General features: G+C 37.3%; 15 protein-coding genes. 4 read left to right on the top strand and 11 right to left on the bottom strand.

Annotated elements, in window-relative coordinates; all coding sequences use genetic code 11:
- Window positions 1–28: 28 nt before the first annotated feature.
- From AC3RVF_RS08175 to AC3RVF_RS08155, 5 genes are all read right to left on the bottom strand, one after another.
- Window positions 29–1408: an exonuclease domain-containing protein gene (locus tag AC3RVF_RS08175; RefSeq protein ID WP_489693148.1), complete on the bottom strand. Its 1380-nt coding sequence runs from the start codon at window positions 1406–1408 to the stop codon at window positions 29–31.
- A 65-nt stretch (window positions 1409–1473) separates the two neighbouring features.
- On the bottom strand, window positions 1474–2142 hold the full coding sequence (locus tag AC3RVF_RS08170) for a YggS family pyridoxal phosphate-dependent enzyme (RefSeq protein WP_489693147.1): 669 nt from the start codon (window positions 2140–2142) through the stop codon (window positions 1474–1476).
- Between the two features lie 39 nt (window positions 2143–2181).
- Window positions 2182–3420, bottom strand: coding sequence for a DUF1015 domain-containing protein (locus AC3RVF_RS08165; RefSeq protein ID WP_489693146.1), 1239 nt, complete (start codon window positions 3418–3420; stop codon window positions 2182–2184).
- Window positions 3421–3462: 42 nt separating this feature from the next.
- Window positions 3463–4353 carry a 3-hydroxybutyryl-CoA dehydrogenase gene (locus AC3RVF_RS08160; protein WP_489689429.1) on the bottom strand — a complete coding sequence of 297 codons (891 nt, stop codon included), beginning with the start codon at window positions 4351–4353 and terminating at the stop codon, window positions 3463–3465.
- A 38-nt stretch (window positions 4354–4391) separates the two neighbouring features.
- Entirely contained in the window at window positions 4392–5360 is a 969-nt protein-coding gene (locus AC3RVF_RS08155) for a Gfo/Idh/MocA family protein (protein ID WP_489689430.1), read from the bottom strand.
- 305 nt (window positions 5361–5665) lie between these two features.
- Between AC3RVF_RS08155 and AC3RVF_RS08150 the strand changes: the two genes are divergently transcribed.
- Window positions 5666–6307 (top strand): protein-L-isoaspartate(D-aspartate) O-methyltransferase, encoded by a 642-nt coding sequence (locus AC3RVF_RS08150; RefSeq protein ID WP_489689431.1) that lies wholly within the window; start codon window positions 5666–5668, stop codon window positions 6305–6307.
- On the opposite strand, the gene AC3RVF_RS08145 is transcribed toward AC3RVF_RS08150, so the two are convergent.
- The 4 genes from AC3RVF_RS08145 to AC3RVF_RS08130 form a co-directional block, all read right to left on the bottom strand.
- The gene (locus AC3RVF_RS08145) at window positions 6304–6819 is read right to left on the bottom strand and encodes a GNAT family N-acetyltransferase (RefSeq protein WP_489689432.1); all 516 of its coding nucleotides are present in this window, start codon (window positions 6817–6819) and stop codon (window positions 6304–6306) included. The genes AC3RVF_RS08150 and AC3RVF_RS08145 overlap by 4 nt on opposite strands.
- A gap of 39 nt (window positions 6820–6858) precedes the next feature.
- Window positions 6859–9339: a DUF5686 and carboxypeptidase regulatory-like domain-containing protein gene (locus AC3RVF_RS08140; protein ID WP_489693145.1), complete on the bottom strand. Its 2481-nt coding sequence runs from the start codon at window positions 9337–9339 to the stop codon at window positions 6859–6861.
- Window positions 9340–9496: 157 nt separating this feature from the next.
- Window positions 9497–9961 carry an SsrA-binding protein SmpB gene (gene smpB, locus AC3RVF_RS08135; protein WP_489689434.1) on the bottom strand — a complete coding sequence of 155 codons (465 nt, stop codon included), beginning with the start codon at window positions 9959–9961 and terminating at the stop codon, window positions 9497–9499.
- Between the two features lie 69 nt (window positions 9962–10030).
- Window positions 10031–10582: a SixA phosphatase family protein gene (locus AC3RVF_RS08130; protein WP_489689435.1), complete on the bottom strand. Its 552-nt coding sequence runs from the start codon at window positions 10580–10582 to the stop codon at window positions 10031–10033.
- Window positions 10583–10737: 155 nt separating this feature from the next.
- On the opposite strand from AC3RVF_RS08130, the gene AC3RVF_RS08125 reads away from it, so the two are divergent.
- Both AC3RVF_RS08125 and AC3RVF_RS08120 read left to right on the top strand, forming a co-directional pair.
- Window positions 10738–10923, top strand: coding sequence for a CsbD family protein (locus tag AC3RVF_RS08125; protein WP_489689436.1), 186 nt, complete (start codon window positions 10738–10740; stop codon window positions 10921–10923).
- Between the two features lie 318 nt (window positions 10924–11241).
- Complete coding sequence (locus AC3RVF_RS08120; protein WP_489693144.1) at window positions 11242–12039, top strand: RluA family pseudouridine synthase; 798 nt, start codon at window positions 11242–11244, stop codon at window positions 12037–12039.
- Here the strand turns inward: AC3RVF_RS08120 and AC3RVF_RS08115 are convergent.
- Both AC3RVF_RS08115 and clpB read right to left on the bottom strand, forming a co-directional pair.
- Window positions 12014–12694: a methyltransferase gene (locus AC3RVF_RS08115; RefSeq protein ID WP_489689437.1), complete on the bottom strand. Its 681-nt coding sequence runs from the start codon at window positions 12692–12694 to the stop codon at window positions 12014–12016. The genes AC3RVF_RS08120 and AC3RVF_RS08115 overlap by 26 nt on opposite strands.
- A gap of 176 nt (window positions 12695–12870) precedes the next feature.
- Entirely contained in the window at window positions 12871–15471 is a 2601-nt protein-coding gene (gene clpB, locus AC3RVF_RS08110) for an ATP-dependent chaperone ClpB (protein WP_489693143.1), read from the bottom strand.
- Between the two features lie 234 nt (window positions 15472–15705).
- Between clpB and ytxJ the strand changes: the two genes are divergently transcribed.
- The gene (gene ytxJ / locus AC3RVF_RS08105; protein WP_489689439.1) at window positions 15706–16101 is read left to right on the top strand and encodes a bacillithiol system redox-active protein YtxJ; all 396 of its coding nucleotides are present in this window, start codon (window positions 15706–15708) and stop codon (window positions 16099–16101) included.
- Window positions 16102–16108: the final 7 nt, after the last annotated feature.

Raw genomic sequence — 16108 nt, 5'->3', positions numbered from 1 at the left:
TGACATGCTAAAAATAAGCAACTTTATACTAATTAACTGAGTTGGTAGAAAGGTTTACTGTTTTCAGTACTTTATTTTTTCGCAGGTAATTTTGAATTATGTGTTGTGCATCACGATTATCCTGCATTGGATTGATGATGGATTTCAATATCTCTGGATTGTTAATTTGATAATTCAGATTGTAAAAGCCATATCCTTTATACACCCCATTTTCAATTAAAATAACGGAACGCTCCTCAATATCTCTGCCTCGGTCAATAACCAGCATGTTTTGGTTTTCGTAACTGCACTTTTCCAAAAATGCATTAACACGATTGTTGTATTCGTCAACGGCCTCTTTGTTTATACAGGCTCCGTAGCACTCCTCGAGCGTATAATTGAAACATTGGTTTTCTGCTTCGTATAGCCCTGTTAGTTTTTGGCACAGCTGATTCTCCTCGGTAATTTTGAAAAGTGCCGTTTTAGCTTGCTGATAATTGCTAAAGGTTGTTATTGCTTTTTTTCTGCCGTCTGTCTTTTCAATTTTTAAATTGATATAACCGTTTTCATCTTCAAAAGAAGTAAGCTGATGCGTAAAAAGTGTTCTTCGAAGCGCACGGTTGTAAAGTGGTTTGTTTTGCTTAATTTCTTCACATTCCTTTAAAAGAGCAATTAAATCATTGCCTGTTTTTTCAAAAGAAACCGATTTTACTTCCAGTTGAATTCTTTTCGATTTACGGTTGTCGCTAGTAAAATGTTGCGTTAAACGCTTTTTAATATTTTTGCTTTTGCCAATATAAATTATTTTGCCAGCTTCATTACGCATATAATAAACGCCTGTTTCCGAAGGAGCGCTTTCAATTAAATCAATCAGTTTTGGTTCCAATTTCCGTTTCGGGTCATTCCGAAGACTTTCAGAAATTATTTCTTTAGAAGTGTCTTTGGTCAATAACAATTTAAAAAGTGCTACCGTAGCCTTCGCATCACCTTGTGCGCGATGGCGATCGCTGAGTGGAATACCCAAAGCACGAACCAATTTTCCCAAACTGTACGATGCCATATCTGGAATCAATTTTTTAGAAAGTTCTACCGTGCAAAGGGTTTCTTTATCAAATTGATATCCCAATCGGTCAAATTCAGTGGTAAGAATTCTCTTGTCGAATAACGCATTGTGCGCAACCATAATACAACCATCGGTAATTTCGATAATGCGTTTTGCTACTTCATAAAACTTAGGCGCGTGCCGAAGCATTTCGTTATTAATACCCGTAAGGTTCACTACGAAAGGCTGGATTGGTATTTCGGGGTTTACGAGACTGGAGAACTGATCTACCACCTCGTGACCGTCAAACTTATAAATTGCAATTTCGGTTATTCCTTCCTCATTGTATTTTCCGCCTGTAGTTTCTATGTCTAATATTGCGTACATTCTTACTATTAACTATTCTGTATTTTTATTTCTTAAAGTAGGCGCTCGATAAATCGCAAGGCAACCTAATAATTTCGTTCGCCAAAAATTGAACTACCTACTCGTATCATGGTACTTCCGTTTTCGATGGCAATTTTGTAATCGCCGCTCATCCCCATACTTAAAATACTCAATTCTGTCCCAGACTCTTGGTATTCCTTTCTGAATTGATTGTATATTTTTGTCAACTTTTGGAATTCTGCTGAAATTTGACTTTCATCTTCTGTAAATGTCGCCATTCCCATTAAACCAACAACTTTTACGTTTTTCAGGTTTTTATATACTTCGGATGACAGCAGTTGTTCAGCATCTGCTTTTTCCATTCCAAATTTGCTATCCTCTTCTGCTATTTTTATTTGAAGCAAACAATTGATAGTTCGATTGTTTTTTTCGGCTTCTTTATCTATTTCCTTTAAAAGTTTGAAACTGTCTACAGCGTGAATTAAACTTACAAAGGGCGCCATGTATTTCACCTTGTTACGCTGAACATGCCCAATCATATGCCACTGAATGTCCTTTGGCATTTCTTGCCATTTAGACTCCATTTCTTGGATCTTATTTTCACCAAAAATACGTTGCCCCGCATTATACGCTTCCATCAAATCACTTACTGGTTTGGTCTTGGAAACCGCAACCAGCGTTACATTTTCAGGTAATTCCGAAGTATATGCTTTTAAATTTTCTGAAATACTCATCTATTTTTTTCTCTCTTTTCTATATTCTTTCAACTACTATCAGAATTCATAAATAGTAACACCGCTCCTTAACTTTGGCTCGATATAAGTGCTTTTTGGAGGCATCTTTAAGCCTTCGTCGGCAATTTGTTTCATCTCATCTGTGGTAACTGGTACTAACCCGAAACCTACTGCAAATGTACCTGCGTCGACAGCTGTTTTAACGAATGCCAAATCCCTTTTTCCGTGCGAATATTCTATGCGCTGGTCGTTTCTTAAATCTTCAATCCCGAGAAGCGGTTTTAGAATTGTAACATATAAAATATGAGCGTCTAAAGCGTCTAACGCATTGTTAATTGCATATTTAGCTTTGCGAAGGTACAATGAATAAAACTCGCCATCTAAATACATACTGAAATGATGCAATTTGGAAGGTTTGTAATATTCCATCCCACGATTTTCGATTCTGAAATATTCGTCCAGCTTTATCAAAAACTCTTCTTTTTTCAATCCGTTCAAGTCTTTCACCAAACGGTTGAATTCATATATTTTTAAATCGCTTTCGGGAATTAAGAAGCTCATGAAAAAATTATAAGCCTCATCACCTGTATGGTGCGGATTTTCTTCTTTTAATTCTTTCGCTAATAAAGAAGAGGAAGCGGAGCGATGGTGGCCGTCAGCAATATATAAAGCCGGCATTTCTCCATAAATTTTTTGAATTCTTTCTAATAACGCTTCGTCATCTGTATTCCAAAGATAGTGTGTGTCGCGATAGGTAGTGGTAAATTCATATTCTGGACGATTTTCCATTACCTTATTTATAATTTCTTCTAACTCCGGATTGTCGGGATAGGTTAGGAGCACGGCTTCGGCATTAAAGCCAACTGTTTTTAGATATTCTTTAAAGATTATCTCTCTAAATTCCAGCGTGTCTTCGTGCCTTTTAATAATGTCGTCTTCATAATCTTGAACGCTTGCAGCAGCAACAATCCCTTGAAATTCTAATCCGTCGCGGTTTACTATTTTATAAATGTAGAACGAAGGTTTTTCGTCCTGCATAAAAATACCATCTTCTTTAAACTCTTGATACCTATTGCGCACAAGTCCGTAGCGTTCTACGCCAGATATCTCCTTTTGGTATTTAAAACCAGGGTTTACGATGTGCAAAAATGAAAACGGATTGTCTCGTAATCGCGACTCCACTTGCATTGCCGTGTAACTCTCGTAAGATCGTGCTGCGAGCAGACTTACTTTGTCTCGGGTGGGTCGAACGGCATTAAAAGGGATTATTTTGGCCAAGATTTTAGTTTAGAAGTTTAAATGTTTACGTGACTGGAAATATCACTTTATAAATTGTGAAGAAACAACTTCTGCCTTTCGGTTTTGGCTGTAATCGTAAAAACCTTCGCCGCTTTTAGCGCCCAGTTTTCCAGCCATTACCATATTTACCAATAATGGGCATGGAGCGTATTTCGGGTTTTTGAAGCCATCATGCATCACATTTAAGATTGAAAGACAAACATCCAAACCAATAAAATCGGCTAGTGCCAACGGGCCCATTGGGTGCGCCATTCCTAACATCATTACTGTGTCAATCTCTTTAACGCCTGCAACGCCATTATAAAGTGTTTCAACGGCTTCGTTTATCATCGGCATTAAAATACGGTTTGCTACAAAACCTGGATAATCGTTTACCTCTACGGGAACTTTATTCAGGTTTTTTGAAAGAGCTTCAACGGTTTTGAAAGTTTCTTCGCTAGTGCTGTATCCTTTTATAATCTCAACCAGTTTCATAATTGGCACAGGATTCATAAAATGCATACCGATAACTTGTCCGGGACGTGAAGTAGCCGAAGCAATCTGAGTAATTGAAATAGATGAAGTATTGCTCGCCAAAATAGTTTCCTCCAGACAGAATTTATCTAAATCACGGAAGATTTTCAACTTTAAATCTAAGTTTTCAGTTGCGGCTTCAACTACCAAATTGGAGGTTTTTACACCCTCTTCTAAATTTGTAAAAGTTGATATATTGCTAAGTGTACGGTTTTTATCTTCTTCCGAAATTTTTTCCTTCGCAACCATCCTATCAAGATTTTTGGTGATAGTAGCCATTCCTTTATCAAGGGATGGCTGTGAAAGGTCAATTAAATTTACTTTATAATCAAATTGCGCGAAGGTGTGGGCTATTCCGTTGCCCATCGTTCCTGCGCCTATTACTGCTATATTCTTCATAAATAATGCCCGCGAAGGCGGGTATCTTTTAAATTAAACTATATTTTCTTAAAATTTTCAATTATCAACATTGCAACTCGCAATGCTTCAGTGCCTTGTCGAAGCGATACTTCGGGGGTTCTGTCTGCTTTTATTGCTTCATAAAAACTTTCAAGTTCATCGAGGATGGCGTTGTTAGCTTCAATTTTTGGGTTTTCGAAATAAATTTGCTTCTTAATTCCTTCGGCATTGGTTAATACCATTGCGAAATCGTCAAGTTCTTCGGGAGCATTTTTCATTTTTACCACCTCGCATTTCTTCTCCAGAAAATCTACTGAAATATAAGCATCGCGCTGAAAGAAGCGTGCTTTACGCATATTTTTAAGTGAAATACGACTCGCTGTTAAATTGGCAACACATCCATTTTCAAATTCAATGCGAGCGTTGGCAATGTCTGGCGTTTCACTAATAACCGAAACTCCACTTGCGCTTACCGCTTTTACGGGACTTTTAACAACGCTTAAAATAGCGTCTATATCGTGAATCATTAAATCTAAAACCACCGAAACATCCGTTCCACGCGGATTGAACTCTGCCAATCGGTGCGTTTCAATGAACATCGGATTCTGTATTTTATCTTTAATGGCTTGAAAAGCAGGGTTGAAACGTTCAACCTGTCCCACTTGCCCGCGTACCTTTTTTAGTTTTGCCAAGTCGCGAATTTGCTCAGCTTCGGCAACGGTTTGTGTTATTGGTTTTTCAATAAAAAGATGCTTTCCAGCATTGATTACTTTTTCGGCACATTCAAAATGTTTGCTCGTAGGGGTTACCACCACTACCATTTCGCAAGCATCAATAAGGCTTTCCATAGATGGAAAACTTTTATAACCGAATTCAGTTTCTATTTTTTTTGAAGCTTCTTTGCTGGCGTCGTAGAAACCCACAAGTTCGTATTTTGAGGATTGCTGCAGCAATTTTAAATGTATTTTTCCTAAGTGACCAGCACCCAGAACTCCCGCTTTTAGCATTGATATCTGTTTTTCACAAATGTACGGGTTTTAGAGGGAAAGATTAAAAGTTGAGGGTTTAAAAGTTTAGAGTTTTAGGTGTTATTAGGATGAAATGATTGCATTAAAAACTAGATACAAATTTTAGATTGCTATCCTTTGTTGTTTGAAGATTAGTGTATTGGTTTTATTAAGTGTTTCGACCATTTGAAATATGAAAATTTGATGCTGGAAATTTGGTGCTTCATCCTCGAATTTGGTTACTTTGTACAGTCTAAAATATCAAGTCTCCTCCCGATAATTTCGGGACTAAAATATAACTAAAAGTGAAAGATACATTTACTCACCAAGGAATGCGGAAAAAACTGGTCGAAACCCTAAAAAAGAAAGGGATTTTGGATAAAAATGTATTGCAAGCCATAGGCAAGATTCCGCGACATCTTTTTATGGATTCTGGTTTTGAAGGTCACGCATATGTAGATAAAGCTTTCCCAATTGCGGCAGATCAAACCATTTCGCAGCCTTATACTGTTGCCCGACAAACAGAACTTTTGGAGGCTAAAAAGGGCGATAAAATTCTCGAAATAGGAACGGGAAGTGGGTACCAAGCAGCTGTACTTTTAGAAATCGGTACAACGCTTTATACCGTAGAAAGACAAAACGAACTCTTTAAAAAGACGAAATTATTTCTTCCAAAACTTGGCTACAAACCAAAACGGATGGTGTTTGGCGATGGCTATATTGGGCTTGCGGAAGAGGCTCCTTTTGATGGAATAATTGTTACAGCAGGAGCGCCTTTTGTTCCAAATCCGCTGTTGGCACAATTGAAAGTTGGGGGAAAATTAGTAATTCCCGTGGGTGAAAATGTGCAAATAATGACCGTCTTTTTACGTAAGTCTGAAACCGAATTTGAGAAAGAAGAGTATGGTGAGTTTAGATTCGTACCTCTTTTAGAAGACAAGAACTAACGGTTTAGATAAAATACTTCATTATTTTGGTTATCAGGGTCTTTAGTGGTTGAACTTGGAATAAATCCATGGAGTTTTAGAAGCTTTTTTGAAGGAATATTCCTATAATCTGTGTAAGCTACAATGGTTTCAAAACCGCTTTGGCTGAAGCCGAAATGTAAAACAGCTTTCAGAGCTTCGCTCATAATTCCTTTGCCTTGAAATTCGGGATCGAGGCCGTAACCTACTTCTGCAGTTTTCCGATCATCCGAAAAATTCCATAGACAAATTGAGCCTATCAAAACATTAGATTCTTGCATTGTAATTCCCCAAGTGATGGATTTATTTTTTCTTAAATCGGCAGTTATAAGTTCAATATGTGCAATCGCCAATTCACGTGTTTGCGGTTCTCTTTTTATGAATTTATTAATCTCTTTATCCGAACGGAAATAATGAACTCTATCTAAATCTGACGGTACAATTTTCCGAAGATTTAATCTTTCGGTGATAATAACTGGGAAAGGTATAGCCATAGTATTTTTTCTTTGTGAAACTCTGTGATTCACCTCGATTTAAAGTCCGAATATGTCTAAAAACTTCAGCCCAAAAATAAATGCTCCATCGCTGCCGCCGTTGTAATAAGAACGAACATAATCTACCCGAAGCAATCTGAATTTTCCAAAACCTAAATTGTCAATTCCTACGGAAATTTCGGAATACGGTTTCCTTTCTTCGGTGCTCAAAAAGTGTGCGCCGGCTACCAAGTTAAGATTTAGCTTATTGATTCCGGGAATTTTTCCTAAAATCCAACCGCGGAAATCATGTTCCACATGTCCTTCAAAATAACTTTTATTGGTGCTGAAATCATAATACGGCATCAAGTTGAAAACGTTGGTGTAATTAGCCGAAGTGCCCACCCGCGTTTGGTTTCCGTTGAAATGTTTGAAATCTACAAACGAAATTCCATCGCCGTTTGCAAAGGCACCACCTTTTAAATTGTAGTAAAACTGACCTTTGTTTCCGAGGGAAATTGATTGGTTTAAACCTGCTTCAAACTGCGTATAATCGTAATTAGATTCAGTAATAGCAGTACCGTTTTCCACTGAGAGTGTCAATTCTGGAAATTTTGTATCGCCCATATTAAACTTCATATCAGGGTTGGAATAATATTTCTGTTCAAAATTGATACGCGCCCGCACTTTACTTTTTATAATGTTATGTTCCGCAATTGCAGCGTTATTAAAATTGTTGGGAGCTAGTGGATTATTACTCGTATAGCTTACATTTTCAAAAGGAATTGTTACGTAATTGGTGTTATTGAAAAGCGGCTGTCGGTTTTCGTATCCCGCAGCGGCGTAAAGATGAAGCCCGTTAAAAATTTCTTGGCTGTAGCCAATTCTTCCATAATTAAGCTCGTACAGCTTCAAATAGTTTCGTTCAAAGAACAATGTGGCAAAAGTATTTATCAGGGGTGAAATAGGCTCCGTATTGTTAAATTGAGCCACTTCGCTTCCTCCCGAAAGGGAAAGACGCAGTTTGTCTTTCCAATTAAAATTCCGAAGTATGCCTGCCGTAAATCTAAGTCTGTCCTCAGCAATTCCATAATCTGCGCGAATTGCTGCAGAAAGTGTGTTTGTTCGGTTGTCGTCGTACCATTTGCTATAGGTTAACCCAGCTTTGCTATTCCAGCCTTGAACGGTGTTGAAATTGATTTTTTGTAAAGGTCCTTCATAACCAACCGACCATTTTTCAAAGGAGTTTTTATATGAATAGCCTGTAATCAAACTGAGAATGCCCGGTTTGTTTGATTTTGCGTCCAATGAATCTAAATAAGGTTTTGTTTGCCGCAACACTTGAAGGCTATCTTTTTTAATGTAATCCTTTAATTCTTCGTTTGTAAGTGGCACAGGGCGACTTCCTTTCCAAAAAAGACTATCCTTTTTATTGGCTTCCGCTTTAAACGAAAGCACTTCATTTGTAAATGTCTTTTTTGAAAACTCTGGCTTAAAATTATAGTTGCTATAAACCGCTATAAATCCACCTTCGCCCTTCATTCCCAAGAGACCAAAACCGAAATCGATAGTTTGCGAAATCTTGATCCAAAAATCATTTTTTGCATCGTATTTGTAATTCTGTTTCACCAATAAGTTGTTCACAAAAGGCACTTGAATTGCTGCGCCAGTAGCGGAAAGTTCCGTGCCGTACAATTGCCAGTCATCTTCAACTATATAAATAAAACCCTGCCAAACCCTATCGTTAGGTCTTTTAGGGATGACTTTTATTTTATTGATGAGTTTTGGACCTTCATAAAAAACACCATCAAGTTTATAGTTGTAATAATTAAACGCATTATTAGCAATGGGCGAAACCAATTCAGCATTTAGCTCCACCGTGTTTTCATAAAACGAAATATTAGCACTCTGGGCACTGTTAAAGCTGAAGCCATTATCGTTGCCACTCACTTTGCTGGCAATAATTTTTTCGGTGAATTTATCAGGTTTTTGATATGCGATTTCCGAAATAGTTTCCGAGAGATAAATGATGCCGGTTCGGGTGGAATCAAGCATTCCATCAAAATCGCCTACTTCTTGGCCCATAATTTTTTCCGGAACGTTTTTCACTTTCCATAATCCGCGCGAGTAGAAATCGGCGGTGTATTCGCTTAGCTTATCCAAATTTTCTTTTCGTTGCGCAATCGTTTCTCTGATTATGCGGTATGCGGGATCTTCGGAAGTGTTTACTATTACTTCATCTAAACTCGTAGATTCTTCTTCAAGTGAAATATTTAAAATGAATGGAAATGAAGCGGGAGCAACCGTTTTACTCAAAGTTTTATAACCCAAAAACTGAAAAATAACTACGTATTCAGCTTTTTCAGAAACGTTTAAAGAGTAATTACCATCGTCGTTTGTAGTAGTGCCAACATAGCTATGTTGAAGGTAAATGTTTACGTAGGGCAGCGGTTCACCTTTGGTATCGGTTACTTTTCCAACTATTTGGGCGGAAAGGGTTGCGGATAAAAAGAGTAGAAGGAGAAGAAGCTTTGTTTGCATTCGGTATTTTCAAAAGTTGATTAAACGATTGCAAATTACTAATAAAAAGACTTCAAATTTGTAAAAGAAAGGTTTTTGGTTTGTGTGACTTCAACTCCGCTCAGCCACCAAGCTTCTGGTCATTGAGCGGAGCCGAAATGGCATCAGTCTCCCACCATCAATTATTAAAAGCCTTCTTAATTCTGCTGAGCTGTTTTTTGGAGTCGCGATCTTTAATTACTTCGCGTTTGTCGTATTCTTTTTTACCACGGCAAAGAGCGATATCAATTTTCGCAAGACCTTTGCTATTGGTGAAAAGAACTAAGGGAATAATTGTAAGTCCGCTGTTTTTTACTTCCTTTTCCAGCTTTTTGAGTTCGCTGCGATTTAAGAGAAGTTTGCGTTCACTTTTAGGGGCGTGATTGTAATGTGTGGCATGGCTGTATTCCTGCACGGTCATATTTATAACGAACAGTTCGCCATTGCTAAACTCGCAAAAACTTTCGGCTATAGAAGCTTGTCCTTCGCGAATTGCTTTTATTTCGGTGCCGCGAAGCACAATACCAGCAGTAAAAGTATCGAGGATTTCGTACTCAAACCTTGCCTTGCGGTTCTTAATTTTTACGTTTTTCTGAATTGCCATAAGTGCAAAAATAGAATGAATATTGCAGAATCAATAATGATTAACGAATAATGAGTACTATAGATTAAATTATTCAACCGTAATAGTTTCTACTTTTTTATCGTTGCCATTAATGGTAACTTTATAAAGCGTGGAATTTTCACTATCATCCATATCCTTAAATTTTTCTTCGCCAATAAGCTTATTTACCAATTGTGGAGTGGTGTTGCTATGACCAGCAATAAGAACTGTTTTGCCGTTAGTTTGCTTTAAAAATTCATCCGAATAAATAGTATTTGGTTCGTAACGTTTTGGCGAAATCAGTTTTTGCTGTGCGATTAATGAAACAGTTTGTTTGGTACGCACATATTTAGTTATATAGATTTCATCAATTTTAATCGTTTCAAAATAAGCAGCCCAGCGTTTGGCGCGCATCATCCCGTCAATATTCAGATTAGGATCCTGGTTGTTGGGGTCTGTGCGATCTTTTTCGGCGTGGCGAAGTAGGTAATAAATAGCGCTATAAGTCTCGGGAGTGTTTAAGTTTTCAGTTTCAACAGTTTTGTTTTCTTCTTGTTTTTCATTTTGCTGACCACAAAATGTGAAAAGGGGTAAAAGTAGAAGTAAGATGATGTTTTTCATATGGAAATAATTAAATAACAGTTTTTAAGACTCATTGGCAAAGTTATAACTAAAAGGATTGAATCTTTAATATTTCTTTATAATATACGGACAGTTTGCTGTTGTAATTTTATAATTCGAAAAAGAATGAATTAATTAACTTAAAACAAAAAGCTATGAACGAGGATCAATTTAAAGGAAAATGGAAACAAGTAAAAGGTAAATTCAAACAACAATATGGAGACCTTACCGATGATGACCTAATGTACACAGAAGGGAAATCTGACGAATTACTTGGACGCCTTCAGGAAAAAACGGGTAAAACCAAAGAAGAAATAAAAGACCAAATTGACAAGTGGTAGTTTTATCTAAACTTTAATTACCGCTTTGTTTGAAGCCGGACTCCACAAGATTTCACTATTTGAAATCTTGTGGAGTCTTTTTTTTAGGTGAAATTTTTTTCGTTTGAAAATGTTAGCGAAGGATCAAGTTAGATAGTGCTTTGGCAAGTGGGCGGGATATTTCGTTATATTTGACATTAGAATAAATTATAAAAATTGAGTAAATGTGATACTAAACACGACTCTAAAATGTGACAATACAATATAAACTATATCAACCCCACAGAAACCCATATTGTTCCTAAACTGCTAACTCCTATTCGGCTTCAAGAATATGGCGTGGGTATTTTCCAGGCAGCATTAACAAAATCAGCTTTAAAGAAAGTATTAAAGAAAAAGTATATTACGGTTAATAATGTAATTGCTACTTCGGCTACATTTATAAACGGAGGAGAATGTATTCGTTTAACCATTTTAGAAGAAATCGTTCCGAAGAAAAAACTAATCTTTCCACTAAAAATTTTATTTGAAGACGATTACTTAGCCGTAATTCATAAACCCGCTGGTATTTTGGTGAGCGGCAATAGTTTTAAAACCGTTGCGAATGCTTTGGCTCAAAACTTAACAAAAAGCAAACTATCTGATGCAACAACACCTCAACCTGTTCACCGATTAGATTTTGCAACCACCGGTATTTTATTGGTTGGAAAAACGAATGGTAGCATTCGTGAACTAAATAAATTGTTTGAAAATAGAGCCGTTAAAAAAACGTACTACGCAGTTACTATTGGTGAAATGAACGACAGTGGAAAAATCATTTCAGAAATAGATGGTAAAAAAACAGAATCGAATTTTTGGGTGCGCGAATCCGTCTTTTCACCAAGATTCGGCAAACTCAATTTGGTACAATTAGAACCTGAAACAGGAAGAAGACATCAATTGCGCATACATCTTTCAAGTATCGGAAATCCGATTTTAGGAGATAAAGAATACGGAATTGAAGAACTAATTTTAAACGGGAAAGGCCTGTATTTGCACGCTTATTCTTTAAAATTCACACATCCATTTACAAATGAAGAAGTTTTTCTAATAGATGAATTTCCTGAAAGGTTTAATAAAATATTTCATAAAGCGTAGTTACAATAACCCCTTTACCATCATTCACAACAACAGCCGATAATTGTTTTTCTTCTTTAACTTTCAAATTAAAGGGTGGAGCTAATAAGTTTATGCCACTTTGCTTTTTAAGTCTAATACCTTGCCCTGAAATAAGCTCTTTATTTGGTGTGAAATCTCCGTTGGGAATATGTTCTGTTAGGATAACATATTTAAAAGCTGATAGCTTATTCACTATATTTTGCACTTCAGCATTCGATAAATGTTGAAGCACTTGCCTTAATAAAGCACAATCCCCAGATGGCAAATCTGCTACCGCGATATTTAAACACTGGAACTCTAAATTTTCGGATTTAAACTTCGCTTTGTTACGTATAATAAGGTCTTCAACTATATCTACAGCGACATACTTTTTAGTGTGCTTTACCAGTTCTTTTCCAACATTAAAATCTCCACAACCTAAATCGCAAACCGTGATCGGACTTTTAAAAGAGTTGAGAAATGATGTTACAGCCTCTAAATACGGATTTACAATTTCAGGATTATGCGACCCCGACCCCGAATAGAAATCAGATTTTTCACCACCCCAAAGATTCATCTCATAAACTTGCTCCATAGCCTGTTTTGTTGGCCAAGGCTTATTTGTTTTATTAGGTTTATTTTCGATCTTCTTCATAAAAGTGCAAAGTTAATAATATACAATATTTCGCATACAACTCATTAAATAAAATTCTGTGGAAATTAGGTGAGCTCCGTTACAGCAAGTTCGAAATGCATAGCAACCCTAATAAAAATATTAACCCCCAAGCAAACGCATTGGGGGTTAATATTTCAAATATTTAAAAACCTATATTACTTAACCAAATCTTCTTGGTTTCTAAACACTAATGCATCATCAAAACTATCGAGCAGAATAATACTGTCGGTAGTTATTTTTCCGCCGAGTATTTCTTTACTTAGTTCGTTTAACACTTCGCGCTGAATTACTCTTTTTACAGGTCTTGCCCCAAATTGTGGATCGTACCCTTTTTCTGAAAGATAAGTAATTGCTTCTGGCGTAGCGTCTAATACAATGTTCTGTTTCATCAACATTTTGGAAACTCCTTTTAATTGTAGCTCCACGATTTTGTGAATGTCCTTTTTAGAAAGAGGCGTAAACATTATAATGTCGTCTATGCGGTTCAGAAACTCTGGCCGCACGGATTGTTTCAGCAACGCAAGCACATCTACTTTTGCGCCTTCCATTGCGGTTTCGGGATCTTTTACAGCTTCAAAACGCTCTTGGATTATCTGGCTTCCCATATTACTGGTCATAATGATAATCGTGTTTTTGAAATCTGCTAAGCGACCTTTGTTATCCGTTAATCTTCCTTCATCTAAAACCTGCAATAAAATATTGAAGGTATCGGGATGTGCTTTTTCAATCTCGTCCAACAAAACTACGCTATACGGTTTACGGCGCACGGCTTCAGTGAGCTGGCCACCTTCTTCATAACCCACGTATCCTGGAGGGGCACCCACCAAACGACTCACACTGTGGCGTTCTTGGTATTCGCTCATATCTATACGGGTCATCGAGTTTTCATCGTCAAACATGTATTCTGCCAAAGCCTTTGCTAGCTCGGTTTTACCGACTCCGGTTGTTCCTAAAAAAAGGAAGCTACCTATTGGTTTTTTCTCATCCTGCAATCCTGCGCGACTTCGGCGAATAGCATCACTCACAGCAACTATGGCCTCATTCTGTCCAACTACACGTTTGTGCAAATGGTCTTCGAGGGTGAGTAGTTTTTCACGATCACTTTGTAGCATTTTGGTAATCGGGATTCCAGTCCATTTTGCTACAACTTCAGCTATATCTTCGCGCGTTACTTCTTCTTTTATCATAGAAGTACCTTCATCGTTTTCGGCAAGTTGCGTTTCTAATTCGCTCAATGCAGCCTGTGCATCTTTAATTTTTCCGTAACGAAGTTCCGCAACCTTTCCAAAATCGCCATCGCGCTCTGCACGTTCGGCTTCTAATTTAAAATCTTCAATCTGTGTTTTTAAGTTTTGAACATTGTCCACAACCTCTTTTTCGCTTTGCCATCTTGCATTCAGCTCGTTGCGTCCTTCTTTTAAATTACCCAAATCTGAGTGAAGTGATTTCAGTTTCGTTTCGTCTTTTTCACGTTTAATGGCTTCGATTTCTATTTCGAGTTGCATAATTTTTCTGTCCAAAACGTCCAGTTCTTCAGGTTTGGAATTAATTTCCATCCTAAGTTTACTAGCGGCTTCGTCCATTAAATCAATTGCCTTATCGGGAAGAAAACGGTTGGTGATATAGCGTTCCGAAAGTTCTACGGCAGCAATAATTGCTTCGTCTTTAATACGAACCTTGTGGTGAGTTTCATATTTTTCTTTAATTCCTCTAAGAATTGAAATAGCACTTTCAGTATCGGGCTCGTCCACGACTACTCTTTGGAAACGACGCTCCAGCGCTTTATCCTTTTCGAAATATTTTTGATATTCATCTAAAGTTGTCGCACCAATAGCGCGAAGTTCACCACGGGCTAGTGCGGGTTTCAAAATATTTGCGGCATCCATTGCGCCTTGTCCGCCACCGGCGCCAACCAAAGTATGTATCTCATCTATAAAAAGCACAATATCGCCTTCGCTAGAAGTTACTTCTTTAATTACAGCTTTTAAGCGTTCTTCAAATTCACCTTTATATTTTGCACCGGCAATTAGCGCGCCCATGTCTAAAGAATAAATTTCTTTAGTTTTCAAATTTTCGGGCACATCGCCATCTACAATTCTATGCGCTAAACCTTCGGCGATAGCGGTTTTACCAGTTCCGGGTTCACCCACGAGCATGGGGTTGTTTTTAGTTCTTCGCGATAGGATTTGAAGTATTCTTCTAATTTCTTCGTCACGTCCAATTACAGGATCCAACTTGCCGTCGCGAGCAAGTTGGTTGAGGTTTTTTGCGTATTTGTTTAATGAATTATACGTCTCTTCGGCACTTTGCGAAGAAACATTTTCACCCCCTCGCAATTCCTGAATGGCGGCTTTCATTCCTTTTTCAGTTACACCTTGGTCTTTTAGGCTTTGTGCAATACTGCTTTTAGAATTGAGAATTGCCAAAAGAAGGTTTTCGATGGAAACATATTCATCGCCCATTTTTTTAGCAATATTACTTGCTTCAAGCACGGTTTTGTTTGCGTCGCGCGACAGCATAATATCGCCACCAGAAACCTTTGGAAAGCTTTCCAATTGCTTGTCGAGAATCTGTTTTAAAGTGGTGAGATTAACGTTTAATTTTTTTAAGATGAAAGGGGTTACATATTCATCTACCTCAAAAATTCCTTTGAGTATGTGTTCGTTTTCAATCTGTTGGTGCCCGTATCCTTGCGCAATTTGCTGCGCCTGCTGTATGGCTTCCTGGCTTTTTATTGTAAAGTTGTTAAAGTTCATATATAAAAATGTTTTGTTTGCTTTATAATTATTCCCTTCGGCTTCGCTTAGGGACGAAGAGGTTATTGAGTGTATTCGAAATACAAATACAAAGCCATGGTAAAATTAAGACAAAATGTCGGGCGATCACTACAATTCAACAGACATTTTGACCGATTGAGCTATCTTAGTTTTATCATTTCTTTTAGACTAAAACCATAATGATTCTCGTAATTTTGAATAAAAATTATAATTATGGGATTATTTGATATTTTTAAAACACCAAAAGATATTGTAAAGGAAGAAATAAAAGAATTGCCTTGGAATTTATTGAGCAATATGGAACAATTGGATGAATTAGTAGCACAATCCAAAACCATTCCTGTTGCTATATTTAAACATTCCACTCGCTGCGGAATTAGCAGAGGTGTTTTGAAGATGTTTGAGAAAAGTTACAATCTTGCCGATGACAAATTAAAACTGTATTACCTCGATCTTATTCAAAATCGCGATATTTCAAATGAAATTGCAGCGCGCTTTAAAGTGCCTCACGAAAGTCCTCAAATGATTGTGATTAAAGATGGAATAGTGGTTCATAACGATTCGCATCATTCTATTGAGGCTGCGCATTTGGAGAAGTTTGTTCAATAATTTTCCT

The organism is Aequorivita sp. IT1183 (assembly GCF_058068265.1).
This window is presented reverse-complemented; position numbering and strand designations above follow the sequence as displayed.